This window comes from Lysobacter sp. H23M47, assembly GCF_015209765.1.
GTDB lineage: Bacteria > Pseudomonadota > Gammaproteobacteria > Xanthomonadales > Xanthomonadaceae > Novilysobacter > Novilysobacter avium.
In genome coordinates, this window is the sequence record NZ_CP063658.1 from 1420025 (window position 1) to 1446624 (window position 26600).

Here is a 26600-nt window from a genome sequence, read left to right on the forward strand (position 1 = left end):
CTGCGCCGCCCGTCAATGGTCCAGTCGGGATCACGCCTGCTGCAACAGCGCGAGGGGATGCCGCTGCCCGGCGAGGTAGTCGGCGACCGTCCGCCACACCAGCGGACTGCGATGACGATCGGCGGCCTGTTCCAGTTCCTCCGGGGTCATCCAGAGCGCCCGGGCGATGCCGTCGTCGAGGGTGCGCGACGGATCTTCGCCAAGCGCGTCACCGACAAATGCAAAGCGCAGGTAGTAGCGCGCCTTGTCGCCGGGCTCCAGCGGCGGTGCGCTCCACTGGTAGGCACCGATAAATGCAGTCAGACGGATGTCCCAGCGCGTTTCTTCGCGGGCTTCCCGCACCGCGGCCTCCTGCAGGCTCTCGTCTGGCTCCAGGTGTCCGGCAGGCTGGTTCAGCACCAACCGCCCCTTGGAGGTCTCCTCGACGATCAGCAGCCGCCCGTCGTGCTCGACGACGGTCGCCACGGTCACGTCCGGTTGCCAGAAGCGGCCTTCACGGTAGCTCATTCAGAACTCATCGGAGCCGGGGCTCAACTCGGTTTCCATGGCGTCCGCGGTGGTGACGGCGGCGGCAATGGCGTCCTTCAGTTCCGTGGTACTCGCATCTGCAGCGATCTTCACCACGAACATCGCGATGTCGCCCTGTTTCACCCAGCTGCCAAGGACGGAGTCGTGGGAGTCTTCCAGCAGGCGCACGGAGACTGGCGCGGGAAACCGGCCGCCATCGACACGGTAGGCGGGCGACCAGATTTCCCGGATCCTGTGCGATCCGAACTCGTGCACAGGGCTGCGCACGTACGCCAGCTGGGTGCGGTCGTCTTCCATTTCCAGGACCAGCTTGAAATCACCGTCGTCGTCGACGTCGTGGTCGTAGCCAAGCTCGTCGAGCTGCCTGCCGATCGAGACCTCGACGGCGGGCGCTTCCACGGCGGCAGACCGGGTGGATCCGACGGTTGCGTACTGCGCCGCAGCACCCGTACTGGCCATGAGCATGGCGACCCCTAGGGCGCCAACGGCGCTGTGATTCAGTTTCATGGATGCGGCCCCTGATTAAAACGTCAATTCTGAGGCAGTGCCTGAAGCGCGTCCATACGGGGGCGGCAATGCGTCGATCCGGCCATCTATAATGCGCGCATGCCAAGACAGACTGAAACCGAGCACCACCACGGCACCGTTGCCGAGGCGGGCAGGCCCGAGCTGGCCCCGCCGCCGATGTACTCCGTGCTGCTGCTCAACGATGACTACACCCCGATGGACTTCGTGGTGGAGGTACTGACGCGCTTTTTCCCTATGACCGCGGAGAATGCCACCCAGATCATGCTTCACGTGCATACCCGTGGTCGCGGGGTATGCGGGGTTTTCACGCGCGACGTGGCCGAATCCAAGGTAGCGCAGGTCAACGAGTTCTCCAGACTGAACCAACACCCGTTGCTATGTACGATGGAAAGGGCCTGAAGCGTCGGCGGCGTGGAAATCGGTGCCGGCACCCCCATCTTGGGATGCAGTAGTTACCGGAGGCACACGCCCCATGTTCAGTAAAGATCTCGAGTTCAGCATCGGCCAGTGCTACAAGCGCGCCCGTGAGGCACGCCACGAGTACATGACGGTCGAGCACCTGTTGCTGGCCCTGCTAGACAACCCCTCGGCCGAATCGGTCCTGAAGGCCTGCGACGCGGACGACCACCGCCTGCGCAGCGACCTGGAAGAAGCGATTGCCACGTCGGTCTCGGTACTTCCCGATGACCTCGACCGCGACACCCAGCCCACCCTGGGCTTCCAGCGCGTGCTGCAACGCGCTGTCTACCACGTGCAGTCCTCCGGCAAGAAGGAGGTCACCGGCGCCAACGTGCTGGTGGCGATCTTCGGCGAGAAGGATTCGCACGCCGTCTACTTCCTCAACCAGCAGGACATCGCCCGCCTGGATGTGGTGAATTACCTGTCCCACGGCATTGCGCGCCACGGGGATGGCGAAGACAGCCAGCCCACCGATGGCGAAGCGCGCCCGGCGGAGGCCGAAGGCGAGGGCAAGGCCGATGCGCTGTCGGAGTTTGCCGTTGACCTCAACCAGCTGGCCCGCGACGGCAAGATCGATCCGCTGGTCGGCCGCGGCGAGGAAGTCGAGCGCACGATCCAGGTGCTCTGCCGCCGCCGCAAGAACAACCCGCTGTACGTGGGTGAAGCCGGCGTGGGCAAGACCGCCATCGCTGAAGGCCTGGCCAAGCGTATCGTGGACGGCGAAGTCCCCGAGGTGCTGGCCGACGCCATCATCTACGCGCTGGACCTGGGCGCGCTGGTGGCCGGAACCAAGTACCGCGGCGACTTCGAGAAGCGCCTGAAAGCGGTGCTGGCGCAGATGAAGAAGATTCCCGAGGCGATCCTGTTTATTGATGAGATCCACACCATCATCGGTGCGGGCTCGGCGTCGGGCGGCACCATGGATGCCAGCAACCTGATCAAGCCGGCGCTGTCTTCAGGCGACCTGCGTTGCATCGGCTCGACCACGTTCCAGGAATACCGCGGCATCTTCGAGAAGGACCGCGCCCTGGCACGCCGCTTCCAGAAGATCGATATCGTCGAGCCGACCCCGGGCGAGACCGTCGAGATCCTGCAGGGGCTCAAGCCGCGCTACGAGACCCACCACGGCGTCACCTACAACGACGACGCGCTGCAGGCGGCGGTGGACCTGTCGGTCAAGCACATCGGGGACAGGTTGCTGCCGGACAAGGCGATCGACGTGATAGACGAGGCGGGTGCACGCCAGCGCCTGCTGCCCGAGGGCCAGCGCAAATCGCAGATCGATGTCGACGAGATCGAGACGATCGTGGCCAAGATGGCCCGGATTCCGGCGCGGCAGGTATCGGCCACCGACAAGGACGTTCTGCGCAACCTGGAGCGCAACCTGAAGATGGTGATCTTTGGCCAGGATCCGGCCATCGACTCGCTCACTTCCGCGATCAAGCTGTCGCGTTCCGGCCTGGGCAATCCCGACAAGCCGATCGGCAACTTCCTGTTCGCCGGCCCGACCGGCGTGGGCAAGACCGAGGTGACCCGTCAGCTTGCGCTGCAACTGGGTATCGAACTGGTGCGCTTCGACATGTCCGAGTACATGGAGCCGCACTCCGTGTCGCGCCTGATCGGTGCGCCCCCGGGTTACGTGGGCTTCGACCAGGGCGGCCTGCTGACCGAGAAGATCGTCAAGACGCCGCATTGCGTGCTGTTGCTGGACGAGGTGGAGAAGGCGCATCCGGACATCTTCAACATCCTGCTGCAGGTCATGGACCGCGGTGCGCTGACCGACACCAACGGCCGCGAGGCGAACTTCCGCAACGTGATCCTGGTGATGACCACCAACGCCGGTGCCGCCATGGCGTCGCGACGGACGATCGGCTTTACCCGCCAGGACCACAGCACCGACGCGATGGAAGCCATCCGCAAGGCCTTCAGTCCGGAATTCCGCAACCGCCTGGACGCGGTGGTGCAGTTCGATGCACTGGGCTTCGAGCACATCCTGCGCGTGGTGGACAAGTTCCTGATCGAGCTGGAAGCACAGCTGCAGGAGAAGGGCGTCACGCTGTCAACCACGCCGGAGGCGCGCGAGTGGCTGGCCCAGCACGGCTTCGATCCGCAGATGGGCGCAAGGCCGATGGCGCGCGTGATCCAGGACAGGATCAAGCGCCCGCTCGCCGACGAGCTGCTGTTCGGCAAGCTGATGAACGGCGGCCGCGTCAGCGTGGAGGTCAAGGACGACGAGCTGGTGATCGACTCGTGGCCCGAGCCGGAGAAGTTGCTGCCTGCCTCGGTGGAGTAGGGGACTGCCGTCCGGGTCCGCCGTCGTGGCCGGCCCGGCATTTCGGTTCGGAGTCACAAAAAAGGCGGCCACTGGCCGCCTTTTTCTTGTGTTGTACCCGCCGCGATTACTTGTTGCGGTAGGTGATGCGCCCCTTGGTGAGGTCGTACGGGGTCATCTCCACTTTTACCTTGTCGCCGGTCAGGATGCGGATGTAGTTCTTGCGCATCCGGCCTGAAATGTGGGCGATGATCTCGTGCCCGTTTTCGAGGCGCACGCGGAACAGGGTGTTCGGAAGGGTTTCCGCCACCGTGCCCTCGAATTCGATCACGTCGTCTTTTGCCATGTGTTTCCTGTATCACTCAAATGGCGGCGCAACAATGCGGCCGCGAAGCCCGGCATTCTGACACGATCAGGTCGACCACGCAAAATCGGCGCAGGTTTTCTGTTCACGTGCCGCGTCCGATTGGGCCGGCCGCCCCGGTGGTAACAACGGGCGCGTCCGCGAGGCAGGATGCGGAGAGTCGACCGAAGCGTTCGCTCCAGGTGCCTGGCTCACCCTCCTCGCCAGCCAGCGCGCCGGCAATATCCAGAAAGCGATCGCGCGGCCACGACATGGCGCCCAGCGACATGAGGTGCGCATTCTCAACCTGCGCATCGATCAGCGGCCAGCCTCGCAGGTCCAGATGATGGGCCAGCGCGGCCAGTGCGATCTTGGATCCTCCGGGCGCGGCGCTGAACATGCTCTCCCCGAAGAACATCCTGCCGATGGCCACGCCGTACAGCCCGCCAACGAGAATCACGCCATCCCAGACCTCGATGGAATGCGCGTACCCCAGTTCATGCAGCCCGTCGTATGCCTCGCACATCGCGCGGGTGATCCAGGTGCCGGGTTGGCCCGCACGTGGGGTTTGCGCGCAGTTGTCGATGACCTGCCGGAACGCGGCATCGGCGGTGACCGTCCAGTCGGATCGTCGCAGATCGCGGCGGAATCGGCGGGAGAGATGGACGCCATTCGTAAGGAAAACCGTGCGTGGGTCGGGCGACCACCACAACAACGGCTGGCCCTCGGAGTACCAGGGGAAGATTCCGCTGGAATAGGCGGTCAGCAGCCGCGCTGGCGACAGGTCGCCGCCCATTGCCAACAAGCCATCCGGGTCTCGCAGGGCGGTCCTTGGATCCGGAAACGGCGCGACCGGATCGTCCGACAATTCAGGAAGATAGATCGGCATCGGCTGCCGGCCCGGGCTCGGCCTGCTTGAACGGGGAATGCGCGGACAGCGTGCGCGCGTAGCTGCGCACCGATTCGGTCTCTTGCCGGCACCAGGGCCGCAACGCATCGCGAAACACCGGCTCGGCAATCCAGTGGCGGCTATGCACGAACTCGGGCAGGAAACCACGTGCGAGCTTGTGCTCGCCCTGCGCGCCGGGCTCAAAGCGCGACAGGCCTTCGCGCAGGCAGTATTCGATGCCCTGGTAGTAGCAGGTCTCGAAGTGCAGGCCAGGCACGTCTTCGATCGAGCCCCAGTAGCGCCCGTACAGCGTGTCGTCGCCACGCAGGCACAGCGCACCCGCGATGGGTCGGCCGTCGCGCTCGGCGAAAAACAGGACCAGTGACCCGGGCATCGTCGCGGCGAGATGGTGCAGGAAGGGCAGCGTCAAGGCCGGGTGGTTGCCGTAGTCGGCGAATGTCTGCAGGTAGAAGCCATGGATCCGGCGCAGGTCTTCCGCCGTCGCGCTCGTGCCATCGACGATCCGGAAGCTCACCCCGGCGGCGGCAACGCGGGCGCGTTCCTGGCGGATATTCTTGCGACGCTTGTGGCTGAGCGCGCCCAGGAGCCCGGCAAAGTCGTCCCAGTCGCCGTGGTTGCTCCAGTGGTACTGGACGTCGATGCGGGCCAGCCATTGGCTGCTGGTTACGGCGTCCTCGAATGCTCCCTGCTGGCCGGCCGGGTGGAAATTCACGTGCGCCGAAGAGTTGCCCATACGCGCCGCATCGTCGGCCATGGCATCGACCAGCGCACGCTCAAGCCCGGCATCGCCGCCGGCCAGCAGGCGCGAGCCGGTGACCGGGGAGTAGGGCACCGCGTAGAGATGCTTGGGGAAGTACGCCAGGCCTTGCGATGCGTAAGCGCGGGCCCAGGCGTGGTCGAACACGAACTCGCCGTGCGAGTTCTCCTTCAGGTAGCCGGGCGCGGCGGCGACCAACGCACCGTCGCGCCACAGTGTCAGGTGCCTGGGAGTCCACCCCCACTGCGCCTGGATGCAGCCGTGCCGCTCAAGTCCCGCAAGGAACGCATGCTGCACGAACGGATTGCTGCCGTCGTGCAAGCGATCCCACGCCGCGGGCTCGATCTCATCCAGGCTGGCGACGGTGCGAGCGAGCAGGGCGCTCATGGGCGATTGCCGGTCGTCAGCTTTCCAGGTCGAGGAAACGCTCGGCGTCCAGCGCGGCCATGCAACCGAAGCCGGCCGAGGTGATCGCCTGGCGGTAGACCTGGTCGGCCACATCGCCGGCTGCGAACACGCCGGGTACCGAGGTCTGGGTCGCGTTGCCGGCCAGGCCGGACTCGATCTGCAGGTAGCCGCTATTCATTTCCAGCTGGCCTTCGAACAACGAGGTGTTGGGGGTGTGGCCGATCGCCACGAAGAAGCCGTTGACCTCGATCTCGCGGACGCTCTGGTCATCCTTGGTCGAACGAAGGCGCATGCCCGTCACGCCCGAGTCATCGCCCAGGACCTCCTCGACCGCGTGATCCCAGATGAGTTCGATCTTGCCCGCCTGGGCCTTGGCGAACAGCTTGTCCTGCAGGATTTTCTCCGCACGCAGGGTGTCGCGGCGGTGCACCAGATAGACCTTGCGGGCGATGTTGGAGAGGTACAGTGCCTCCTCGACGGCCGTGTTGCCACCGCCGATGACCGCCACTTCCTGTTCCTTGTAGAAGAAGCCGTCGCACGTCGCGCAGGCGGACACGCCCTTGCCCATGTATTTGGTCTCTGATTCCAGTCCCAGGTACTTGGCGCTGGCGCCGGTGGCGATGACCAGCGCGTCGCAGGTGTATTCGCCACTGTCTCCGATCAGGCGGAACGGGCGGCGCGACAGGTCGGCCGAGTGGATGTGGTCGAACACCACCTCGGTGTCGAAACGCTCGGCGTGGGCCTGCATGCGCGACATCAGGTCGGGCCCCTGCAGTCCATGGGCATCGCCGGGCCAGTTGTCGACGTCGGTGGTGGTCATCAACTGGCCGCCCATCTGCATGCCGGTGATCAGCAGCGGTTTGAGGTTGGCGCGTGCGGCGTACACCGCGGAAGTCCAGCCCGCAGGGCCTGAGCCCAGGATGATGAGACGGGCGTGTTTGTTTGGGGTCATGGCTATAATCGCAACGGTTGTAGGAGACGCGGCGGCAGCATCAGCGCGGCTGCCCGGATGCTCCATAGCTTGGAGTCCGGGTCCCGGCAACACAAGGCGGAGGGGCGGAAACGGATCGTTGCATCGCAGGCGCTTGATTCGGTTTGGACCAGTTTTTCACGTATATTCAATGGCTAACGCAACTTAGCTAAGGCGGAACATCACGGTGGCGCAAGCGTCGGCTGCATCCCGGAAAAAGAAAGCCCCACTGAGCTCCAGCGCTGCGAAATCGCCGTCGCCAGGGCGCCAGCGGCTGATGCGGGACATTGCGATGATCCTGATCGCGCCGGTCCTGCTGTACCTGGTCGCCAGCCTTTTCACCTATTCGCCGACCGACCCGGGCTGGTCGCAGTCGGTCAGTGTGACGGCGCCGACAAGCAACGTGGGCGGCTATTTCGGCGCGTGGACGGCGAGTGTGTTGCTCGCCCTGTGCGGCTACGTGGCGTTCCTGTTGCCGGTGATGCTCGGTCTGGTCGCCTGGATCGCGCTGTTCGGAATGGATACCGACGGCGACGGCGAAGCCGACCTCGGTCCCGCGCTTCGCCTGGTAGGCATCGTCGGCTTCCTGGTCTCGGCGACCGGATTGCTGCAACTGCGCATCGGCCCGGTGGCGGACTTTTCGGCCGGCGCCGGCGGCATCCTGGGCAAGCTCGTGGGGGACTCGCTGTACAAGGGCTTCGGGCCGGTCGGCGGCAACCTGTTCCTGCTCGCGCTGCTGCTGGTGTCGGTGACCCTGGCCACCGGCATCTCCTGGCTGGCCGTGATGGACCGCATCGGGCAGGGTGTGATGCGCCTGGGGCCGGTGCTGGGCGGTTTGTTCCGGCGTGGCACGAAGCAAGCCAGCGAGTGGCAGCACACCCGGGCGCTGCGCGAGGAGCGCGAGGAGGTCCGCAAGGTCGACACGGAATTGCGGGCAAAACGGGCGCCGGTCAGGATCGAGCCACCCGCACCGGCGGCGGTGGAGCGCAGCGACCGCGCCCACCGCGAGCAGCAGATCCCGCTGCTCAATGTCGGCGATGGCAGTGGCATACCGCCTTTGTCGCTGCTGGATGATCCGAAGCCGCAGCCCAAGGGTTACAACTCCGAGACGCTGGAGACCCTGTCGCGGCAGATCGAGTTCAAGCTCAAGGATTTCCGCATCGACGCCACCGTGGTCGGCGCCTATCCGGGTCCGGTCATCACCCGCTTCGAGATCGAGCCGGCGCCCGGGATCAAGGTCAGCCAGATCAGTTCGCTGGACAAGGATATCGCCCGCGGCCTGTCGGTGAAGGCGGTCCGCGTGGTCGATGTGATTCCGGGCAAGGCGGTGATCGGCCTGGAAACGCCGAACGACAAGCGCGAGATGATCTACCTCTCCGAGCTGCTGCGTTCGAAGGAATACGACAAGTCCTCCAGTCCGCTGACGATCGCGCTGGGCAAGGACATCGGTGGTCGTCCGACGGTGGCGGACCTGGCGCGCATGCCGCACCTGCTGGTCGCCGGAACCACCGGCTCGGGCAAGTCGGTCGGCGTCAACGCGATGGTGTTGAGCCTGCTCTACAAGGCATCGGCGAAAGACGTGCGGATGCTGATGATCGACCCCAAGATGCTGGAACTCTCGGTCTACGAGGGCATTCCGCACCTGCTGGCGCCGGTGGTCACCGACATGAAGGAGGCGGCCAACGCGCTGCGCTGGTGCGTGGCGGAGATGGAGCGCCGCTACAAGCTGATGAGCGCGGTCGGCGTGCGCAACCTGGCCGGCTTCAACAAGAAGGTGCGCGACGCGATCGACGCCGGCCAGCCGATGAGCGATCCGCTGTTCAAACCGAATCCGGAGATCGACGAGGCCGCGCCACTACTGGAACCGCTGCCGTTCATCGTGATCTTCATCGACGAATTCGCCGACATGATGATGATCGTCGGCAAGAAGGTCGAGGAACTCATCGCCCGCCTGGCACAGAAGTCCCGCGCCGCCGGGATCCACCTGATTCTTGCGACCCAGCGGCCGTCGGTGGACGTCATCACCGGGCTGATCAAGGCCAACATCCCGACCCGGATCGCCTTCCAGGTGTCGAGTAAGATCGACTCGCGGACCATCCTCGACCAGTCCGGCGCGGAGACGCTGCTGGGCAACGGCGACATGCTGTACCTGCCGCCGGGCACCGCAATGCCCGAGCGCGTGCACGGTGCGTTCGTCTCCGACGATGAAGTGCATCGCGTGGTCGAGTTCCTCAAGCAGACCGGCGGTGGCCCCGATTACATCACCGGGGTTCTGGAGGATGTCCAGACCATGGGCGATGGGGTAGTGGTAGGACCGGGTGGCCTGCCGGAAACCGTCAGCAGCGGCGATGAATCCGATCCGCTGTACGACGAAGCGGTCCGGGTGGTCACTGAAACGCGACGGGCGTCGATATCAGGTGTGCAGCGCCGCCTCAAGATCGGCTACAACCGCGCCGCGCGCCTTGTCGAGGCCATGGAGGCAGCCGGGATTGTCAGTCCCCAGGAACACAACGGCGACCGCAGCGTGCTGGCGCCACCGCCGCCTCGGGACTGAATGGCGACGCATGATGTGGCGTACCCGTTCAGCTTGATTCGCACACACTTGACGTCCGTTGGACAGCAATGTTGATGCAACCGGAGATCGACCTATGAACCCGATGATTCGCTGGGGTACCGGATTGCTGCTGGGCGCGTTCGTCGCCGGCAGCGCGCTCGCGGGCGCACGCGATGATCTCTCGCAATTTACCAAGGGCCTGACCGGGCTGGATGGCACCTTCACCCAGGAGGTGTATGACGCGGGTGGCAAGCTCAAGGAGACCTCCACCGGGCAGGTGCAGCTCTCGGTGCCGCATCTGTTTCGCTGGGAGTACGTCAAACCCTATCCCCAGCTGATCGTCGCCGATGGCAACAAGGTGTGGATTTTTGACCCCGACCTGGAGCAGGTAACCGTGCGCAATCAGGGGGCCGAGGAGCAGAGCAGCCCGCTTTCCGCATTGTTTGAGCCGGCCAAGCTGGATCAGCGATTCGTGGTCAAGGAAGCCGGCAAGGCGGACGGTCTGGACTGGCTGAGCCTGGCGCCCAAAACCGACGAAGAGGCGAGCTTCCGCACCGCGCGCCTCGGCTTTGCCGGCGCGAAGCTGATGCGCATGGAGGTCGAAGACGCGGTCGGTCAACGTACCCGCATCGAATTCGCCCAGTGGAAGCGCAATCCCGACTTTGCCGCTTCCACGTTCAGGTACACGCCGCCCAAGGGCGTTGACGTGATCGGCGAAGGCTGATCAATCCCGCAGCTTGGCCAGATCGCGCGCCTCCGGTACCGATGCATCTGTCACAACGCCTGATCTGCTGAGCGTGGACAACAGTGCGCTGCGGCCGCTTGCCGAGCGCATGCGGCCGGAATCGCTGGACGAGATGGTCGGCCAGCGACGCCTGCTCGCACCCGAGTCGGCGCTGCGCCGCGCGGTGGAATCCGGCCACGCCCACTCGATGATCCTGTGGGGGCCGCCGGGCTGTGGCAAAACCACCTTCGCCCTGCTGCTGGCCCAATATACGGATGCCGAGTTCCGGGCGATATCGGCGGTGCTGTCCGGCCTGCCGGAAGTCCGCAAGGTGCTGGCAGAGGCGGCGCAGCGTTTTGCCGAAGGGCGGCGCACCGTGCTGTTCGTCGACGAGGTGCATCGGTTCAACAAGACCCAGCAGGACGCGTTCCTGCCGCACATCGAGCGCGGCACGATCCTGTTTGTTGGTGCGACGACCGAGAATCCCTCGTTCGAACTGAATTCAGCGCTGCTGTCACGCTGCCGCGTGCATCTCATGGATGCGGTTTCGGCCGATGACATCGCGATCGCACTTCGCCGCGCGCTTGATGACAGCGTGCGCGGATTGGGCGGCCAGGACCTGGCCGTCACCGACGAGGCATTGCTGCAGATTGCCGGCGCCGCGGATGGCGATGTACGCCGCGGACTGACGCTGCTGGAGATCGCCGCCGAACTCGCGCTGGGCGAGGAGGGCGAGATCACCCCGGCGACGCTGGTGCAGGTCCTCGCCGACCGGACCCGCCGCTTCGACAAGGGTGGCGAGCAGTTCTACGACCAGATCTCCGCCCTCCACAAATCGGTACGTAGCTCCAACCCCGACGCGGCCCTGTACTGGTTCGCCCGGATGATGGACGGAGGCTGCGATCCGGCCTACCTGGCGCGTCGGCTGACGCGGATGGCGACTGAGGACATCGGGCTGGCCGATCCGCGCGCGCAGCAGATGGCGATCGACGCGTGGGACACCTACGACCGGCTTGGCAGCCCGGAAGGTGATCTGGCCCTGGCTCAACTGGTCATCTATCTGGCGAGCACCGCCAAGTCCAATGCTACCTACACGGCGTGGAACGCCGCCCGCCGGGACGTGCGCGAGCACGGTACGCAGGAGGTGCCGATGCATCTGCGCAACGCGCCAACCAAACTGATGAAGGAACTGGGCTACGCCAAGGGCTATCAGTACGATCATGACTCGGCCGACGGCATCGCACTGGAGCAGACCGGGTTTCCTGACGCGATGGGTGAGCAGGTCTACTACCGACCGGTTGAGCGGGGCATGGAGATCAAGCTGAAGGAAAAGATCGACCGGATCCGAGCCGCGCGCCAGGCGGCGGCAAAGCGCAGGTAGCGCGCTACGGCCCAGCGCGTCGACGCATGTGCGGGTGGCGAACGCCAGCAGCACTCGTCCGCGGCGACCTCAACCTGCGGTCACAAACGGGAAACATGCGGATTGTCGGGCACGTACCATCGCCACGGCAGATCCGTCGCCCGCGAAATCCCGATGCGGGTCGTTACCACGGGAGCGGGTGGGGGAGGTACGCCGTCGTCCACCAGTCGAAAAGGCCCGTCGACCAGATCGGTTCCATCGTCATCGCCGGTGATGCCAAGCGCCTGCGCAAGCCTTGCCGGACCGCGGCACAGGTCCAGGTCGCGACGCGCCTTGGTGCGGGCTTCCCGCATCCTTTGCAGTCCGGCGACTGGCTCCAGCGCCCTGATCAGCACCGCGGTGCCTTCGCCGTCGCTCCCGCACACGACGTTCGCGCACCAGTGGATGCCGTAGCTGAGGTAGACATACAGGAGCCCGGGCGGTCCGAACATCGTCGCGTTCCGCTGCGTCTTGCCCCGGTGCGAATGCGATGCGGGATCGTCAGAGCCGGTATAGGCCTCGACCTCGACAATCCGGCCGGTCCGGCCGTCGGAGGCCACCAGCAATTTATTCAGCAGCACGGGCCCGAGCCCGGTCGCGGCCCGCTGGTAGAAGCTTGCTGGAAGGGTGCTTTTCAACGTGCGAAAAGGATTCGTTTGCGGTCTTCCTCAGTCCTCCGTGATCGGCTCGCCTGCGATCCGCGCCTGGCGACCGACACTGCTCAGAAGGTTCATCGCCACCAGGAGCCCGCGTCGGGCGTCCTCGTTACGGTTCAACTCCCGGATGCCCTGCCACAGCGTTGGCGGCGTCTCCACGCGGCCTGCCTCTGCGGCCGAATGGCGGGTGATGTTGCTCAGGTTCCAGGCGCCGGCAACAACTTCCTCGTAGCCCTTCATCATCTTCTGCACCATCGCGTCGTCGGCCATGTCGACGACGTCCGACACCGCCGACAACAGGTCCACGACGTTGTGCAGCCGTTTGCCCTGCAACAGCGGGGCCAGCTTGGCGACGATGTCGGAGATGCCTTGCAGCGTTGCCTGATCATTCAACTCGGGAGACTGGCGTGCCAGATCCGCGAGCGAGCCCATCGGCTGGGCCTGTGCTTCCATTTCGTTACTCATGTTTGCTCCTCCTCAGACCAGGCCGCGGGCGACGGACCAGTACACGCCACGGTTGAATGCCTTGCGCATCAGTCCGCCGACCTTCGTCGCGGGGGTGGGTTGAACATCCTTGTCGTAGTCGTACCAGAGCGGCATTCCTGCCTCCAGGCCCATCTGCGCGACCGCCTGCACCTTGCCGTCGTATTCGGCGACGGTGTGGCCCAGGCGGATCAGGCCAGCGATGTTGTCGCAGATCACCGGCGCCTGGTTGTGACAGCTGCCTCCTGCCTTGCTGATTGGCAGGTCGACCGTGTCGCCCATGGGGAACACGTTGGGAAACCCGTCCATCTGCATCGTCAGGCGATCGGTGGGCAACCAGCCTTCATTGTTCGGTGCCTCCGATACGCCGGAGTTGAGGACGGCATCGACCGCGCGGATCGGCGGCGTCTGCATCAGGATGTCAAAGGGCTCCTCGCCACCTTCCTCGGAATAGGCGACCTTGGCGTCCGGATCCACCCGGTTGAGGGTGAAGCCGCGTTTGTACTCGATTCCCTTGGATTCGAACACGCCCGGCAGCACCTCGCCGACGTCCTTTTGCAGGAACAGGCAGTTGCGCAGCAGCTGCGAGATCGTGGGGTAGGTGTAGACGATCTCGACCTGATCGCGAACGCCACGTTTCCGCAGCAGGTCGTCCAGCATGAGCGTGGTCTCCATCGGCGCGATGCCGCACTGATGGGGCACGTTTGGCGTCTGCGGAAAGGTCACGCCAATGAAGATGCGCCCCTTCTCGATCGTGCGCAGCTTGTTGTACAGCTTGAGCGCCGGGTCGTGCTGGTAGAAATGGTCTCCGCCTTCAACCAGACCCTCGATCCGCTCGGGGGAGGGGATGCAGCCGGTGGATACCACCAGGTAATCGTAGCTGTGGTCTGCACCCGACTTGGTGCGCAACCTGCTGTCCTTGAAGTCGAACGCAGTGACTTCATCGAGGATGAAATTGACTTCGGGACGCAGCAGCGATGCCTGCCTGCGACGCAATTCGTTCTTGTAGAACATGCCGAACGCGACGTACATGAAGGCGGGTTTGTAGTAGTGCCAAGGACTGTTGGAAATCAGGGATACGCGGACTTCGCCGCGCTGGATCTCCGGATAGAGTTTGGCGACGAGGCTGTTGGCGGTCATGGTGCCGCCGATCCCTCCGCCGATCACGAAAATATCTTTTTTCACACGGACTCTCCTTCAGTTGCGCCGCCGCCTTGGGCGTTTTCGTTGGCAAACAGCTTCTGAAACGCCACGAATGGAAGCAAAATCGCTCCATGGCGGGCGGTGTGCGGCTTGGCGGCGGCGAAAATCTCGACTTCAGGCCAGTCGAGTGGGGCATCGGGTTCGGATGAACCGGAAAGTAGTTGCTCAAGCTGGGTCTGGACACGGGCCAGGCCTTCGGCGTCCATACCGATTGCGCGTTGCGCTGCAATCGCGGTGGATGCCTGTCCGAGCGAGCATGCGCGGACACGGTAGCCCACGTCGGTAACACGGCCGTCAACGATCTCGGCATCCAGCGTGAGTTTGCTGCCGCAGACTTCGCTGTAGACATCGACCGAACGCGCAGGCGGCACCTGCAGGCGTTTGTCTTTTCGTACCTGCGGCACGTACTTCTTGAGTGCTTCGTAGAGCGATTCCATGGAGGAACCGTCAACTTGCGTGGTGATATCTCGTCTCCTGGATTGACTCCAGTCACCGTAGCACGGTGGGGGAAACGAGCAGTGAGCGGTTCTCCGGATCGGGTGTTCCTGGATGGGGCGGGGCGGCCGTTCGGCCACGCCTGCCCTGATCGCCTGCGGGTGTTCGGCGATTCCTTATCCTATGGGTTGCATGTCCTGACGCTCCAGAGCCTTCTTCACACCTTCGTCAGCTTCCATGTCGGCCCGGTGCTTCCTCAATGCGGGGTAATCGTCGATGGAGAGCGGTGTCTGTTCCAACCAGCGGGTGAGCACGTACAGAAACGCGTCCGCGAACGACCTGACGCCTCCCAGATACCAGTTACCGCCGTGCGCTTTCATGTCCTCGTTCAGGCGCGTGTAGTGCACGTTGAGCTTCTCGTAGGTCTTCTGCTTGACCTCGTCTTTCGCCGTTTCACTGTCCGCGAGGTTGCCGGGGCCAAAATGACCCCCATAAGTCGCGTGAACCTCGGATGTCATGTAGGACAACGCTTCGGCTTCCTTGCGGCCAATTTGGCTGTCACGGGCAAACTTCCCCTTGCCGTAGGTCGATCCGAGCCAGGCCAGGATCGCCGACGCTTCAGTCAGGACATCGCCGTCCTCGAAGCGCACCGCAGGGACCTTACCTTTTGGATTGATCTCCAGATAGGCGTCCTTCTTGTGGTCGCCGTAGGCCATGTTGTGGATGTCGACCGGTGCATCAAGCCAGGCGATGGCGATGTTGGGCGCAAGCGAGCAGGTACCGGGCATGGTGTAGAGGGTGGGCATTCTGGAATCTCCGTAGAAGTGAATGGCTGGTCGATCTGCTACTTCGCATAATGCATATCGAGCAAGATTCACAGAAGTTTCTCCCCGGCCAGCGCTGGCCGATTATTAACATCGGAACGAAAAAGCGGCAATTCTTTCTCGGCTTCGCCAAAAAAAAGCGGGTTATCAGTGCGGTTATGTAAACGGTCTGGATGGGTCACGAGCGGCGCTCCAGCGCCTACAGCAAGAGCGGCGCATCCATGCGCCATAGCTGCAGGGGAGGGCCCCTGCACCCCCGTGGGGGGGCTGGTAGCAGATGCGGAAGAGGAGTCGGGCCAAGACACACCGAAAGGCAAATCGCGGAGCTTACAGCTCGGCTGAAAAAGCAAGCCGCGGCTCAACCCCAAGACGTTGAGCCGTTGGACGAACAGCTCTGCCAGGTCATCCCGGAAGTCCTCCCGGTTTGTCCACGGAGAGCCGTCCTCCAAAAATCGAACACCCTCCGGCGGAGATCGACGGCGGCAAGCCTCCAAGAACGCGGAGAAGACGGCACGCTCAAGCTCACCGATTGAGATCCAATCCCACGTATCGCGGGGTCGGAGAACGGGGGTCATTTCAGGAACAGCGCGGCTCACGAGGACACAGCCTTGCACGCTTGAACGCGGCTGGCTTTAGGACGTGAGGGAGGTTTTGCGGGACGTAGTAAGGGGGTCAAGCAACGAGAAGCCGGGCATAACTGCCCCCTATCCCCCAGGAGGCGGACAGGCTTGACCCCTTCTTCTGCGCTTGGCGACTGTGACGGGGGTAGGCCGCTGCATGAGTCCTGAGGGACACCGGGGGCCGACAAGGCGGATCGTATACCGTCACCAGCTGTGGATGCAACAGGCCTCTCGCGTACGGCGCCTGCAGCTGCCGGCGCTGGCGCGCCGCCATCCTCCAGCCGCCGATCGCGCGCTGTCCTCTGGAACTCCCGTGCTTGGCGAACGATGAGCGACCACCACGCCATGCCAGTCGCCTCGATGACGTGCCCCTCAGGCGTGTAGAGACGGTCGTGACGGACGTGCCAGCCCTTCCATGCCGGACCGAGGAACTTGGCCCCGCGCATGACACGCAGGAGCTTGTAGGCAGCGTAGGGCACTCGGCAAACGCCAGCTTCCCAGTTGCGCACCGTTCGCTCGGTCACCTGGAGGAGATTCGCGCAGGCTCGCACGCCGACCCCGAGGCTCAGGCGGCACTCCCGGAACCGCACGGCAGTGACCGGGAACCGGGCTACCTTCTTCCGGCTATGGGTCTTCCGGACTTCGCATAATGCATATTATGTACAAACTCCAATGTCATCCTGGTGTGACTTCGACTCGCTTCAACCTGATCAAGCGCGGGTCGTCGGCCAAATCCACCAACATCGTCCGAACGCGCTCCTGCCAGCCTTCTGCAAACGCGCGCTTCTGCGAGTCGCTCGCCACGCCCTGCATGATTCCAATCAGCAAACCACGCTGGTTCGGGTTTCCGGGTACCGGGGAAGTGTCGAGTTCCGCGATCACCAACTCGCCGGTATCCCGGCGGCGGAAAGTCACTGCGCCCGACTCGGGATGTTCGGCGAAGGTCAACAGGCCGTTGCGCGCGTAGCTTCCACCGATTCCCTTGAATCCGTTCTCCGCTGCCGCTCCCGTCAGCAGCGTGAGCACCTGCGCCATGACTCCCGTGGTGCCGTGACCAGCAGGAGCGCCCATCGAGACCTCTATCTGCCCACGTTCGGCGCGACCTTCGGGATAAAGCGCCTGCATCGCGGCACGGCCCATGAGGAACGAGCCGGCGACGGTTGGACAGGAATGCCCGGAAAAACGCACGGCATCGGCGTAGACATAGTCAAAACACCCGTCACTGGGGGCACCTAGGAGTTTGGCGAGCGGATCGAAGGCTTTCACTACGGGAGCCTGCTCGAAAAAGGCTGGAAAGATCACGTCTGACTCCGATGAAATGGTTATCACTACGCTAACCATTCGGGCCGTTGCTTCACGTGACGCAGATCAAGCTCCACGCGCGAGTCGTCCCCGCGACCGATCCGGCCGAGAGACTTCCGGGTAGTCTGATCCGCCGTTGAGCGCATCGCGGACGAGGCTAGCGACGTCGCGGAAAGCCAAACCAGCGCGGGACGCGTTGCCTGTACTGCGCGAACAACGTGCCGAAGCGCGCCGCCAGATGCCTCTCTTCGCGTTTTATCGCGAGCTGGTTCACCAACACGGCCGCAACCAGTGCGGTAACCAGTAGCCACGGCAAGTGCAGCGCCAACGCCAGACCGAGCAGCAACAGCGTGTTGCCAAGATAAATGGGGTTGCGTGACAGGGCGAAAACCCCGTTTGTCACCAAGTGTCCCGCAGCACGATGGGGCAGGATGTTCGTCCGTGCCCGGTGCATGGTGAGCATGGCTGCAAGGTCGAAGCCAAGCCCCGTCGCCGCGACCAGGATACCTGTGACACGAGTCCAACGCCCTGCCCCGGCCAGCATTTCTCCCGTGGGCCATACCGCTTCCAATACCCAGGCTGCCAACACCGCGCCCCCCGCCAGGATGGGCGGCCAGGGAACCCGGTTGGGGCGCTGCGTGATGTCGTCGTTCATCATCATTTCTCTGGCGCATTGCGATGTGTGATCGCGTCCACTGCGGATCGTGCATTGGCGGGTGCCTGCAGATCGGATTGACCTTCCCACCCGCCTCCCAACGCCTTGAACAAGGCTACCAATGCGACTGCGGCGGATGTGTGCGTGCGGGCGTATGCGTCTTCGGCATCCCGAAGATTGCGCTCTTCGGCCAGTTGCTCGGTAAGGGCAATGTCGCCGGCGCGGTAGCGGTCTTGTGCGTGCCCGTAGCTGCGGCGCGCTGCTTCTACCGCCCTGCTCCGACGCTCAACCGCTTCCAGGCCGAGCCGGTAATTGGCAAGCGCCCGCTCAGCTTCGCCGAGTGCGGCCAGCACTGTCTGCTCGTAGGCGAGTGCGGCCTGGGCCTGCCGCGCTTCGCTGGCGCGGATCTCGGCGCGCACCCGACCACCATCCAGCACGCGCCATGAGATCAGCGGCATGACCGAAAACGTCTGGCTGGTCGATTCGAACAGGTTGCCGGCGTCCAATGCCTGAAAGCCGCCGCTGGCCCCAATGGAAAGCTTGGGGAACAACTCGGCAGTAGCAACCCCGATGTCGGTGGTGCGAGCGGCGAGTCGTCGTTCGGCGGCCAGGACGTCGGGGCGGCGGCGCAGGATGTCCGCCCGCTCGCCCAGCGGTATCGGAACCAACACGATCGCATCCGCGGTGGTTTCGAGCAGCGCAAGTTCGCGCTCCGGTGGCTGGGCGAGCAGGACGCCCAGCCCCAACGCTGCGCTGCGCAATTTCGCCTCGATTCCGGGAATTGCAGCTTCCGCAGCCGCAACGCGTGCGTCGACCGCGTCGAGTTCCGCCTGTGCCGCATCGCCCACCCCGAACCGCATCTCCACCAGGTCACGTGTAAGCGTCAAAGCAGTCACAGAACCCGTGCGCGCCGCAAGCTCCCGCTGCGCGCCCCGCAACGACAGGTAGCTGCGCGCAACTTCGGCGGCGATGCTGATGCGCACGCCGACCGCCTCTGCCTGCGCAGCCTGGACAACCGCATCCGCGCTTTGCAGCGCCCGCCGGGTCCGACCGAACAGGTCGATTTCCCAACCGGCGTCGAACCCGGCTTCGTAGATGGTCTGGTCGCGCTCGATGCCGGGAATGGAAGCGATCGGCAGAGGCCCGTTCGCGCTTTGCCGGCGACGCATCACGCTGCCGTCGATTTCGACGACGGGCGCATGTCCGCCGGCGGCCCGGTCGCGTAGCGCACGCGCTTCGTCGATCTGTGCCTGTGCCTGCTGCAGGTCCAGGTTGTTCGCCAGGGCCGCCTCCACAAGTCGCGTGAGATCGGGATCGCCCAACGTGGCCCACCACGTCGAATTATTGAACTCTGCAACGTTGGAATCAGCGGGCTGGCTCCATCCCGAGCCGGTATCGACGGGCGGTGGGTCGCGGTACTCCGGCCCGACCGCGCAGCCGCCGGACGCGAGAGCTGCCAGAACCAGTGCAGCGAGCACCCCGCAACGGGAACCGGTATTTGAGCGCTTCATGTCAGACCTCTCATTGCGTGGTGCATGTGCGTCACTGCAGACGACTGCGTACGAGTACGGCGGCCGCGGTCAACGTCACCAACGCGATGACCGCGAGCGGCCAGGTATTGGCGAGGATGTCGGAGGCCGGCATGGCCTTGAGGAACGAGCCTTCCACGATGACCAGGAAGTGGGTGAGCGGAATGGCCTGGGCCATCCATTGCAGTGCGATGGGCATGTTATCCACCGGCGTGGCGAAACCCGACATCAGCACCGCGGGTACACCGATTGCAAACGCTCCGAGGATGGCCTGCTGCTGGGTCGCCGAAACCGAGGAGACCATCAGGCCAATACCGACCACCGACAGGATGAACAACAGCAGGCTCGGCAGGAGCAGCCAGAACGAACCCGTAAACGGCACCCGGAACAGAAATGCAGCCGCCCCGATCATCATCAGGCCAAGCACGGTGCCGATTGCGAGTGCGGGCACCGCCTTGGCGATGATGATCTCCGCCGTGGTGGTCGGCGATACCAGCAGTTGATCGAACGTTCCCAGCTCGCGTTCGCGGGCGATCGACAGCGATGTGATCATCAATGCACTGAAAAAGACCAGGATCCCCGACAGTGCCGGGACCACAAACCAGCGATAGACGAGGTTGGGGTTGAACCAGTGCCGCACGACTGCAGGGGACGTTGGCGAGGATTGCCCCCTCGCCGTGCTGCCGACGTCTGCCGCGATGGCATTGAGGTAGCCCAACGCGATCTGGCCGGCATTGCTGCGACGTCCGTCCACGATCACCTGCACGTCTCCAGTGCCGCCAGCGGCGATGTCGCGTGAGAATTCGGGTCCGATGTGGATCGCAGCAATCACCTTCCTGCGACCAACGAGTTCCTGCAGTTCGTCCGGGTTGTGCACGGTATAGAGGCGGTCGACGAAGTGCGCGGCGCCGATGCGTGCCTGGAGCTCGTGCGACCACCGTCCCGCATCGTGGTTGTATACGGCAATGTTGGCGTTGCGCACTTCCAGCGTGGTGGCGAAGGTGAAGACCAGCAGTTGCAGCAGTGGCGGCGCGAACACGATCATGCGGCTGCGCGGGTCGCGCAGGATACTGAGCAACTCCTTGACGATCTGCGCCCGTAGACGCGGACTGATGAAGCTGTCCAACAGGCCGGCCATCCACGGGGAGCTCATCGATCAGGCCTCCAGGTTCTTGCTCGTCTTGTGCTTCGCGATGGCGAAGAAGACGACGCCAATGGCAGCCATCGCCCCCAGGTTCGGCAGGAACACCGACCAGACATCGCCCGCCAGGAACACGGTCTGCAGCGAAGACACGAAGTAGCGCGCGGGGATCAGGTATGTGATCAGCTGGATCGGCAGCGGCATCGCGTCGATCTCGAACAGGAACCCCGAGAGCAGGAACGACGGCAGGAAGCCGGAAAAAAGCGCGACCTGTGATGCGAGGAACTGGTTCCGGGTCACCACCGAGATCAGCAGTCCCTGCCCCAGCGCAGGAATCAGGAACACTGCCGACAATGTCATCAATGCAAGCAGCGACCCGCGCAAAGGCACGTCGAACGCAAACGTCGCCAACGCCGCTGACGCCAGCGTGGCGATCATGCCCATCGTGAAGTACGGCGCCAGCTTGCCGATCAGGATCTCCATCACCGACGCGGGCGTGGAGAGGATCGCCTCCATCGTCCCCCGCTCCCACTCACGTGCGACGACGAGCGCGGTCAGCATGGTGCCTATGATCGTCATCACGATGGCGATGGCGCCCGGGACCAGCGCACGGCGGCTTTCCAGCTCGGCGTTGAACCAGAAGCGCGGATCCAGTGAAATCGCGGGCACCGGTGCCGATCCGGCGCGACCCGCGCCCCAGGTCTGCACGACTCCCTGGGCGTAATTGGCGACGAAATTGGCTGTATTGGGCTGCGAGCCGTCAGTGATGACCTGCACCAGCGGCTGCGAGCCCGGCGAAGCCAGACGGCGCTCGAAATCCTGCGGGATCACCACGAAGCCGCGCAACTTGCCGGAAACGAGCTGATCCGCGACTTCACGACGGTCGCGTGCCGGGGTCACCTTCAGGTAGCGGGTGCCGGCAAAGGCCGCTGCGAGTGATTGCGCGGCCGCGGTATCGGACTCGAGCACTACTCCAATGCGCACCTCGCGCACATCCAGCGATACCGCGTAGGCGAACAGGAACAGCAGCACCACCGGCATCACGAAGGCGATGAGGATCGTGGACGGGTCCCTAATCGCCTGCAGGCTTTCCTTCCGGATCAGCGCGGCCAGTCGACGCCCGTCGAATCTGCGCCCGCTTCGCTCGTCATCGGGTCGGGTTTGGGGGCCGTCGTATGCCGGCGCATCGATGGAATCGCTGCTCACGCCGCCTCCGCGTCAGTGCGTGCCCCGTCTTGCAGCTCGGCGGATTCAACCAGGTGGATGAATGCGTCTTCCATCGTCGGATCGGGGCGCTCGTCGGACCGCGCTCCCCGTTTCAGCCCGTCGGGTGTGTCGAGTGCGATCAGCCGGGCGCGATACATCATCGCGACGCGATCGCAGTACTCGGCCTCATCCATGAAATGGGTGGTCACCATCACGGTAACTCCCTTGCGCGCGAGCCCGTTGATGTGGGTCCAGAACTCGCGCCGCGTGATCGGATCAACACCGGAAGTGGGTTCATCGAGAAAAAGCACAGGCGGGCGGTGCATCAGCGCACAGGCCAGCGCGAGCCGTTGCTTGAAGCCCAACGGCAGGGATTCGGGCGACGTCGACAGGTATTGACCGAGATCGAAGGTGTCGATCATCTCGTCGATGCGCTCGCGCCTGAGCGCTCGCTCCAGCCCGTAGACGCCCGCGGAGAATTCCAGGTTCTGGCGCACCGACAGCAGCCCGTAAAGCGAGAACTTCTGCGCCATATAGCCGAGCTGGCTCTTGGCAGCGCCAGTTGCATAACGAAGATCGTTCCCCACGACGTGCGCCTGCCCTGCCGTGGGTTTCAGCAAGCCACAGAGCATCTTGAACGTCGTGGACTTGCCCGCTCCGTTGGGTCCCAGCAGGCCGAATATTTCGCCCTTGTGCACCTGGAAGCTGACACTGTCTGTCGCGGTGAAGTCGCCAAAGCGCTTGGTCAGATCCTTGCAGGACACGGCGATGTCGGAATCAAGTTCCACCGTATCAAAGCGATCGGCGAGCGCCGACGTCCCGCCCGGCCCGCCGCCCAGCAGGTCGATGAAGGCATCCTCGAAACGCGCCTTTACCGGTTCAAGGCTTGCCCCCACATCGGCGGCCAGCGCTTTGAGTTCATTACTGCCAGCACCCTGCCGCAGCACCACCCGCACTGCATCGCCTTGGAGCACGCCATCGCTGACGCTGGCCAGATCCAAAGCGCGTGACAGGACGACGCGACGTTCGGCGCCGACGTGCTCCATGCGGAAACTTCGCCCCTGCAGCCGGTCGCTCAGCTCCTGCGGCGCACCGTCGAACTCGAGCTTCCCCTCGTTGAGCAGCAGCACGCTCTGGCAACGCTCGGCCTCGTCCAGATACGCGGTCGACCAGATCACCGCCATGCCATCATCGGTGAGTGCCTGCACCATTCGCCACAGATCCTGCCGGCTGACCGGATCGACGCCCACGCTCGGCTCGTCCAGCAGCAGCACCCGGGGTTTCGCCATCAGCGCGCAAGCCAGTCCCAGCTTCTGTTTCATGCCGCCCGATAGCTTGCCGGCGAGGCGTTGGGTAAACGGTCCGAGCCGGGTGAAGTCGAGCAGGCTTTCGAAGATCCGGTCGTGCAGGTCGGCGCCCATGCCGCGCAGGCGCGCATACAGGCGCATGTTCTCGATTACCGACAGGTCTTCGTAGAGACCGAAGCGCTGCGGCATATAGCCACTGGCGACGTGGATCGCATCGTTGTTGTCAACCACGTCAAAGCCGGCCAGCGTCACGGCCCCACCATCTGGCACCAACAGCCCGGCCATGATCCGCATCAGCGTTGTCTTGCCGGCGCCATCGGGTCCGACCAGCCCGGTGAGGCGCCCATAGTGGATTTGCGCGCTGAAACCCCGCAGTGCCTCGACATCGCCGAAGCGCTTGGCGACGTTGTCGATCTCCACGGCGGCGCTCCCGAGGCGTTGTTGTTGAACGTGGCTGGCTTCGGCCGAAGTCACCTCATGGCTCCGGAGATTCCTGCGTACCGGCTGGATCGTTCTCAACCACCACCGTTACCGGCATGCCTTGCCGAAGGCCTTCATCCGCATCGGCGACGACCACCCGCAAGCGGTAGACGAGGTCGGTCCGCAGGTCGGCGGTTTCCACCGCCTTCGGGGTGAACTCCGCACGAGGCGAGATGAAGCCGATCTGGCCCCGGTAAACTTTCTCGGACGAATCGGTCTCGATACGGACCTGCGTGCCCGGGGCAACCAGCCCCAACTGCGGCTCGCTGACGTACGCACGCACATACACCGGATCGCGCAGGCTCAGGCTGTAAACCGTGCTGCTGCTTGCCACCATGCTGCCCGGCTCACGCGCGCGAGAAAGCACCGTCGCGTCGCTGGGCGAAACCAGCTCGGTATCATCAAGCGCAGTCCGGGCCTGCGCCAATGCGGCGTCGGCAGCGGCTACACGCGCTTGTCCCACGGTGACATCCTCGCTGCGGGAACCATCACTGGCAAGGGACAAGGCGGACTTGGCCGAGGCGAGTGCGGCGGCGGCCTGCTCGCGCGCGTTCCTTGCCGCATCGACAGTGCGTTGACTGCTGGCGCCCGAGGGCAGGAGCCGCTCTTGGCGTTGGAAATTGAGCTGCGCCTCGTCGAAGCCGGACTGCGCCTGAGTGACGGCCTGCTTCGCCTGGGCAACTTCCTGCGGGCGGCTGCCACTGCGCAGCTTGGCCAGCTCCGCCTGGGAGGCATCAAGCTCGGCCTGTACAGCGGCCAGGGAGTGCTCGTAGGGGCCCGCATCGATCGTGGCCATGACATCGCCTGCCGCGACCGCGTCGCCCTCATCGAAATGCATGCGCGAGATGCGTCCCGGTTGCCGGAAGGCCAGTTCCACCTCGCGGATATCGACGTTGCCGTAGAGGCGCAACGCGTCGCCATCGTCCCGATCGCGCACCAGCCACCATGCCAGGCCCGCGACAAGTAGTACCGCGAGCACCAGCAGAACCCGCCGTGCCCTGCCGAATGGAGTCCTGCGGGGCTCAGTCGTCATGGCGTGCCTCGATACCGCGGCTGTAAATCGTGAACGACCCGGGTGCATCGCGGCGCATCTGCTCAACGTCCCCTGCCAGCAGGGATTGCATGATCAGTCCCTGGATGGAACCAATGAAAAGGGTCGCCGCCGCATCGGTGTCCAGCGTGGCCAACAGTTCGCCCTGTGCCTTGCCCTCCTCCACCTTGGCCCGCAGGCGCGACCGGTAACCGGACATCAGGGCCTGCACCATCTGCTTGGCCCCTGTCGTGCCGGATCGCTGGAGCTCGCCGAACATCATGCGCGGGACCCCCGGATGCTCCGCGACGAAATCAACGTGGGCCAGGAACATTGCGCGCATTGCCCCAAGCGGCGAGTCGATGCCCGTGGCGGCCCGGTCGATAACCGTCAGCAACCGCTCGGCGACCCATTCCATGACGGCCTGCCAGATCGCCTCCTTGCTGGGAAAATGCCGGAACAGGGCGCCTTGGGTAAGCTGCATTTGCTTGGCGATCGCCGCCGTCGTGATTTCGCTGGGATTGGTGGAGGCTGCCAGCGCCACCACCGCTTCCACCGTTACGGCACGACGCTCTTCGGCGGGGAGGTTCCTCGGTCGCTGGGACATTTTCTGCTTGGCCTGAAAGAGAGTAATCGGTTACTATCTTATCGATGCAGTGTGGTAACGCAACACTTCCAGAATCAACGCAAGCAGCAGGCCTGCTTTCGAGCCCCCCACTCAAACCGGTGTCCACCCGATGCGTTTGTCCGCCATGAAACCCGCCCACTGGATCTCCGTCGTGGTGGTTGTCGCTGTTCTGGTCCTTGCCTTGATGTGGCTGTGGAGCCCTTCCCCAGCGGATTCAGGCTCCGCAGACGCGGCCCCTGTCGCCGACGCCCAGGGCCGGATCCAGATGAATGCGGACCAGATCGAAGCCCTCGGTATCGAAACCGTGGCGGCGAAGCCGGCCAAATACATCCCTGTCACCGGCCTTCCAGGCGAGGCCGTACCGCCGCTTGATGCAATGACCCAGGTGACCGTGCCGTTCACGGGCGTGGTCACGCGGGTGCTGGTGGATGAAGGCGAGCGCGTTCGAGCCGGGCAACCCCTGTTGCGCATGCAGAGCCGCGAGCTGATTGCCATGCAGGGCGACCTGGCCCGAGCCCGCGCGGAAGCCGGGGTTTCCAGCCAGCAGGCACGCCGCGACGCGACACTCGCCGGCGAAGGGATCATTCCTGAAGCCCGCCATGCCGAGAGCAGTGCGCGAGCCGCGGCCGCGCGCGTGACCCTGGATGAGGCGAACGCGATGATGTCCCGGCTCCGGCGCGTGCCCGGCGGACAGGCCGGCGAATACGATGTCCTCGCCCCCCAGTCCGGCCTTGTGCTGCGCCGTAGTGTTTCTCCTGGAGAGGCCATGGAAGCGATGGCCCCGGCCTTCGTGCTAGTGGAGTCCGACGCCCTGGATGTCCAGTTCCGTGCACCCATTTCCCTGCGCGGACAGCTGCAACCGGGACTCCCCATCAGCCTGGCCAACGGCATCGAGGGCGAAGTGGTCGCGGTGGGGGCGGACACGGACGCAGGTACGCAGACGCTACGCGTACGTGCCCATGTCGATAAGCCGGGCACGCTGGTGGCCGGGCAGCAACTGGCGGTCGCGCTTCTCCTGCCGGCGCCGGCGGATGCGGTATCGGTGCCGCAGCGCGCGCTGCAGACGCACGGCCAGGGCGACTCGCTGTACGTGCAGGACGGGGCGACGTTCCGGGGGATCGCAGTCGAGCGTCTTGGCGGCGATGCCGACACCGCGGTGGTGCGCTCGGCGGAGGCCTTGCAGCCTGGTGACATGGTCGTGCAGAAAGGCGGCAGCGTGCTGAAGTCACTCGCACCGATCGTGGAGTAA

Annotated in this window: 26 protein-coding genes; 6 read left to right on the forward strand and 20 right to left on the reverse strand. The window is 64.5% G+C overall.

The window, feature by feature from the left end; translation table 11 throughout:
- Window positions 1-30: 30 nt before the first annotated feature.
- Window positions 31-507 carry an NUDIX hydrolase gene (locus INQ43_RS06440; protein WP_194035642.1) on the reverse strand — a complete coding sequence of 159 codons (477 nt, stop codon included), beginning with the start codon at window positions 505-507 and terminating at the stop codon, window positions 31-33.
- Window positions 508-1035, reverse strand: coding sequence for a hypothetical protein (locus tag INQ43_RS06445; protein ID WP_228062414.1), 528 nt, complete (start codon window positions 1033-1035; stop codon window positions 508-510).
- A gap of 99 nt (window positions 1036-1134) precedes the next feature.
- Here INQ43_RS06445 and clpS point away from each other — a divergent pair, with 99 nt between their 5' ends.
- Both clpS and clpA read left to right on the forward strand, forming a co-directional pair.
- Window positions 1135-1455: an ATP-dependent Clp protease adapter ClpS gene (gene clpS / locus INQ43_RS06450; protein ID WP_194035643.1), complete on the forward strand. Its 321-nt coding sequence runs from the start codon at window positions 1135-1137 to the stop codon at window positions 1453-1455.
- A 73-nt stretch (window positions 1456-1528) separates the two neighbouring features.
- A complete protein-coding gene (clpA, locus tag INQ43_RS06455; protein WP_194035644.1) occupies window positions 1529-3808 on the forward strand; it encodes an ATP-dependent Clp protease ATP-binding subunit ClpA in 2280 nt (759 codons plus the stop codon).
- 106 nt (window positions 3809-3914) lie between these two features.
- Here clpA and infA read toward each other — a convergent pair whose 3' ends face one another.
- The 4 genes from infA to trxB form a co-directional block, all read right to left on the reverse strand.
- Entirely contained in the window at window positions 3915-4133 is a 219-nt protein-coding gene (infA, locus tag INQ43_RS06460; RefSeq protein ID WP_036193457.1) for a translation initiation factor IF-1, read from the reverse strand.
- 103 nt (window positions 4134-4236) lie between these two features.
- Window positions 4237-5019: a leucyl/phenylalanyl-tRNA--protein transferase gene (gene aat / locus INQ43_RS06465; protein WP_194035909.1), complete on the reverse strand. Its 783-nt coding sequence runs from the start codon at window positions 5017-5019 to the stop codon at window positions 4237-4239.
- Window positions 5000-6184: a GNAT family N-acetyltransferase gene (locus tag INQ43_RS06470; RefSeq protein ID WP_194035910.1), complete on the reverse strand. Its 1185-nt coding sequence runs from the start codon at window positions 6182-6184 to the stop codon at window positions 5000-5002. The genes aat and INQ43_RS06470 overlap by 20 nt, the downstream gene beginning before the upstream one ends.
- 16 nt (window positions 6185-6200) lie before the next feature.
- Window positions 6201-7157: a thioredoxin-disulfide reductase gene (gene trxB / locus INQ43_RS06475; RefSeq protein ID WP_194035648.1), complete on the reverse strand. Its 957-nt coding sequence runs from the start codon at window positions 7155-7157 to the stop codon at window positions 6201-6203.
- A 205-nt stretch (window positions 7158-7362) separates the two neighbouring features.
- Between trxB and INQ43_RS06480 the strand changes: the two genes are divergently transcribed.
- The 3 genes from INQ43_RS06480 to INQ43_RS06490 all read left to right on the forward strand — a co-directional run bounded on the left by INQ43_RS06480 (window position 7363) and on the right by INQ43_RS06490 (window position 11834).
- Window positions 7363-9729 (forward strand): DNA translocase FtsK, encoded by a 2367-nt coding sequence (locus INQ43_RS06480; RefSeq protein WP_305058197.1) that lies wholly within the window; start codon window positions 7363-7365, stop codon window positions 9727-9729.
- Between the two features lie 94 nt (window positions 9730-9823).
- Entirely contained in the window at window positions 9824-10453 is a 630-nt protein-coding gene (gene lolA / locus INQ43_RS06485; RefSeq protein WP_194035912.1) for an outer membrane lipoprotein chaperone LolA, read from the forward strand.
- 109 nt (window positions 10454-10562) lie between these two features.
- The gene (locus INQ43_RS06490) at window positions 10563-11834 is read left to right on the forward strand and encodes a replication-associated recombination protein A (protein ID WP_194037595.1); all 1272 of its coding nucleotides are present in this window, start codon (window positions 10563-10565) and stop codon (window positions 11832-11834) included.
- Between the two features lie 80 nt (window positions 11835-11914).
- On the opposite strand, the gene INQ43_RS06495 is transcribed toward INQ43_RS06490, so the two are convergent.
- The 14 genes from INQ43_RS06495 to INQ43_RS06560 all read right to left on the reverse strand — a co-directional run bounded on the left by INQ43_RS06495 (window position 11915) and on the right by INQ43_RS06560 (window position 25330).
- On the reverse strand, window positions 11915-12490 hold the full coding sequence (locus INQ43_RS06495; protein ID WP_194035913.1) for a DNA-3-methyladenine glycosylase: 576 nt from the start codon (window positions 12488-12490) through the stop codon (window positions 11915-11917).
- A 30-nt stretch (window positions 12491-12520) separates the two neighbouring features.
- Complete coding sequence (locus INQ43_RS06500) at window positions 12521-12973, reverse strand: hypothetical protein (protein WP_228062415.1); 453 nt, start codon at window positions 12971-12973, stop codon at window positions 12521-12523.
- 12 nt (window positions 12974-12985) lie between these two features.
- Window positions 12986-14176, reverse strand: a complete 1191-nt coding sequence (locus tag INQ43_RS06505) for an FAD/NAD(P)-binding oxidoreductase (RefSeq protein ID WP_194035914.1) — start codon at window positions 14174-14176, stop codon at window positions 12986-12988.
- Window positions 14173-14631: an iron-sulfur cluster assembly scaffold protein gene (locus tag INQ43_RS06510; protein WP_194035654.1), complete on the reverse strand. Its 459-nt coding sequence runs from the start codon at window positions 14629-14631 to the stop codon at window positions 14173-14175. Before INQ43_RS06510 ends, INQ43_RS06505 begins: the two co-directional genes overlap by 4 nt.
- A 174-nt stretch (window positions 14632-14805) precedes the next feature.
- Window positions 14806-15435 carry a glutathione S-transferase gene (locus tag INQ43_RS06515; protein ID WP_194035655.1) on the reverse strand — a complete coding sequence of 210 codons (630 nt, stop codon included), beginning with the start codon at window positions 15433-15435 and terminating at the stop codon, window positions 14806-14808.
- A gap of 68 nt (window positions 15436-15503) precedes the next feature.
- Window positions 15504-15635 carry a hypothetical protein gene (locus INQ43_RS13000; RefSeq protein ID WP_255518449.1) on the reverse strand — a complete coding sequence of 44 codons (132 nt, stop codon included), beginning with the start codon at window positions 15633-15635 and terminating at the stop codon, window positions 15504-15506.
- A 1113-nt stretch (window positions 15636-16748) separates the two neighbouring features.
- On the reverse strand, window positions 16749-17375 hold the full coding sequence (locus INQ43_RS06525) for an FmdE family protein (RefSeq protein ID WP_194035916.1): 627 nt from the start codon (window positions 17373-17375) through the stop codon (window positions 16749-16751).
- 157 nt (window positions 17376-17532) lie between these two features.
- Window positions 17533-18030, reverse strand: coding sequence for an isoprenylcysteine carboxylmethyltransferase family protein (locus INQ43_RS06530; RefSeq protein WP_194035917.1), 498 nt, complete (start codon window positions 18028-18030; stop codon window positions 17533-17535).
- Window positions 18031-18032: 2 nt separating this feature from the next.
- Window positions 18033-19541: an efflux transporter outer membrane subunit gene (locus INQ43_RS06535; RefSeq protein WP_194035918.1), complete on the reverse strand. Its 1509-nt coding sequence runs from the start codon at window positions 19539-19541 to the stop codon at window positions 18033-18035.
- Between the two features lie 31 nt (window positions 19542-19572).
- The gene (locus tag INQ43_RS06540; protein WP_194037597.1) at window positions 19573-20697 is read right to left on the reverse strand and encodes an ABC transporter permease; all 1125 of its coding nucleotides are present in this window, start codon (window positions 20695-20697) and stop codon (window positions 19573-19575) included.
- Between the two features lie 18 nt (window positions 20698-20715).
- Window positions 20716-21891 carry an ABC transporter permease gene (locus tag INQ43_RS06545; protein WP_194037598.1) on the reverse strand — a complete coding sequence of 392 codons (1176 nt, stop codon included), beginning with the start codon at window positions 21889-21891 and terminating at the stop codon, window positions 20716-20718.
- 11 nt (window positions 21892-21902) lie between these two features.
- A complete protein-coding gene (locus tag INQ43_RS06550; RefSeq protein ID WP_194037599.1) occupies window positions 21903-23687 on the reverse strand; it encodes an ATP-binding cassette domain-containing protein in 1785 nt (594 codons plus the stop codon).
- A gap of 1 nt (window position 23688) precedes the next feature.
- Window positions 23689-24726, reverse strand: coding sequence for a secretion protein HlyD (hlyD, locus tag INQ43_RS06555; RefSeq protein WP_194035919.1), 1038 nt, complete (start codon window positions 24724-24726; stop codon window positions 23689-23691).
- Window positions 24716-25330, reverse strand: a complete 615-nt coding sequence (locus tag INQ43_RS06560; RefSeq protein ID WP_194035920.1) for a TetR/AcrR family transcriptional regulator — start codon at window positions 25328-25330, stop codon at window positions 24716-24718. The genes hlyD and INQ43_RS06560 overlap by 11 nt, the downstream gene beginning before the upstream one ends.
- Before the next feature lie 130 nt (window positions 25331-25460).
- Between INQ43_RS06560 and INQ43_RS06565 the strand changes: the two genes are divergently transcribed.
- Entirely contained in the window at window positions 25461-26600 is a 1140-nt protein-coding gene (locus INQ43_RS06565) for an efflux RND transporter periplasmic adaptor subunit (protein WP_194035921.1), read from the forward strand.

Bases quoted from the DNA above. Each gene is read 5' to 3' on its own strand.
- INQ43_RS06445 (WP_228062414.1), bottom strand. From the start codon at position 1,035: ATGAAACTGAATCACAGCGCCGTTGGCGCCCTAGGGGTCGCCATGCTC.
- lolA (WP_194035912.1), top strand. From the start codon at position 9,824: ATGAACCCGATGATTCGCTGGGGTACCGGATTGCTGCTGGGCGCGTTC.
- INQ43_RS06500 (WP_228062415.1), bottom strand. From the start codon at position 12,973: ATGAGTAACGAAATGGAAGCACAGGCCCAGCCGATGGGCTCGCTCGCG.
- INQ43_RS06560 (WP_194035920.1), bottom strand. From the start codon at position 25,330: ATGTCCCAGCGACCGAGGAACCTCCCCGCCGAAGAGCGTCGTGCCGTA.
- INQ43_RS06515 (WP_194035655.1), bottom strand. From the start codon at position 15,435: ATGCCCACCCTCTACACCATGCCCGGTACCTGCTCGCTTGCGCCCAAC.
- INQ43_RS06530 (WP_194035917.1), bottom strand. From the start codon at position 18,030: ATGAACGACGACATCACGCAGCGCCCCAACCGGGTTCCCTGGCCGCCC.
- INQ43_RS06490 (WP_194037595.1), top strand. From the start codon at position 10,563: ATGCGGCCGGAATCGCTGGACGAGATGGTCGGCCAGCGACGCCTGCTC.
- INQ43_RS06540 (WP_194037597.1), bottom strand. From the start codon at position 20,697: ATGGCCGGCCTGTTGGACAGCTTCATCAGTCCGCGTCTACGGGCGCAG.
- aat (WP_194035909.1), bottom strand. From the start codon at position 5,019: ATGCCGATCTATCTTCCTGAATTGTCGGACGATCCGGTCGCGCCGTTT.
- INQ43_RS06565 (WP_194035921.1), top strand. From the start codon at position 25,461: ATGCGTTTGTCCGCCATGAAACCCGCCCACTGGATCTCCGTCGTGGTG.
- INQ43_RS06440 (WP_194035642.1), bottom strand. From the start codon at position 507: ATGAGCTACCGTGAAGGCCGCTTCTGGCAACCGGACGTGACCGTGGCG.
- clpS (WP_194035643.1), top strand. From the start codon at position 1,135: ATGCCAAGACAGACTGAAACCGAGCACCACCACGGCACCGTTGCCGAG.
- INQ43_RS06535 (WP_194035918.1), bottom strand. From the start codon at position 19,541: ATGAAGCGCTCAAATACCGGTTCCCGTTGCGGGGTGCTCGCTGCACTG.
- trxB (WP_194035648.1), bottom strand. From the start codon at position 7,157: ATGACCCCAAACAAACACGCCCGTCTCATCATCCTGGGCTCAGGCCCT.
- INQ43_RS06470 (WP_194035910.1), bottom strand. From the start codon at position 6,184: ATGAGCGCCCTGCTCGCTCGCACCGTCGCCAGCCTGGATGAGATCGAG.
- infA (WP_036193457.1), bottom strand. From the start codon at position 4,133: ATGGCAAAAGACGACGTGATCGAATTCGAGGGCACGGTGGCGGAAACC.
- clpA (WP_194035644.1), top strand. From the start codon at position 1,529: ATGTTCAGTAAAGATCTCGAGTTCAGCATCGGCCAGTGCTACAAGCGC.
- hlyD (WP_194035919.1), bottom strand. From the start codon at position 24,726: ATGACGACTGAGCCCCGCAGGACTCCATTCGGCAGGGCACGGCGGGTT.
- INQ43_RS06510 (WP_194035654.1), bottom strand. From the start codon at position 14,631: ATGGAATCGCTCTACGAAGCACTCAAGAAGTACGTGCCGCAGGTACGA.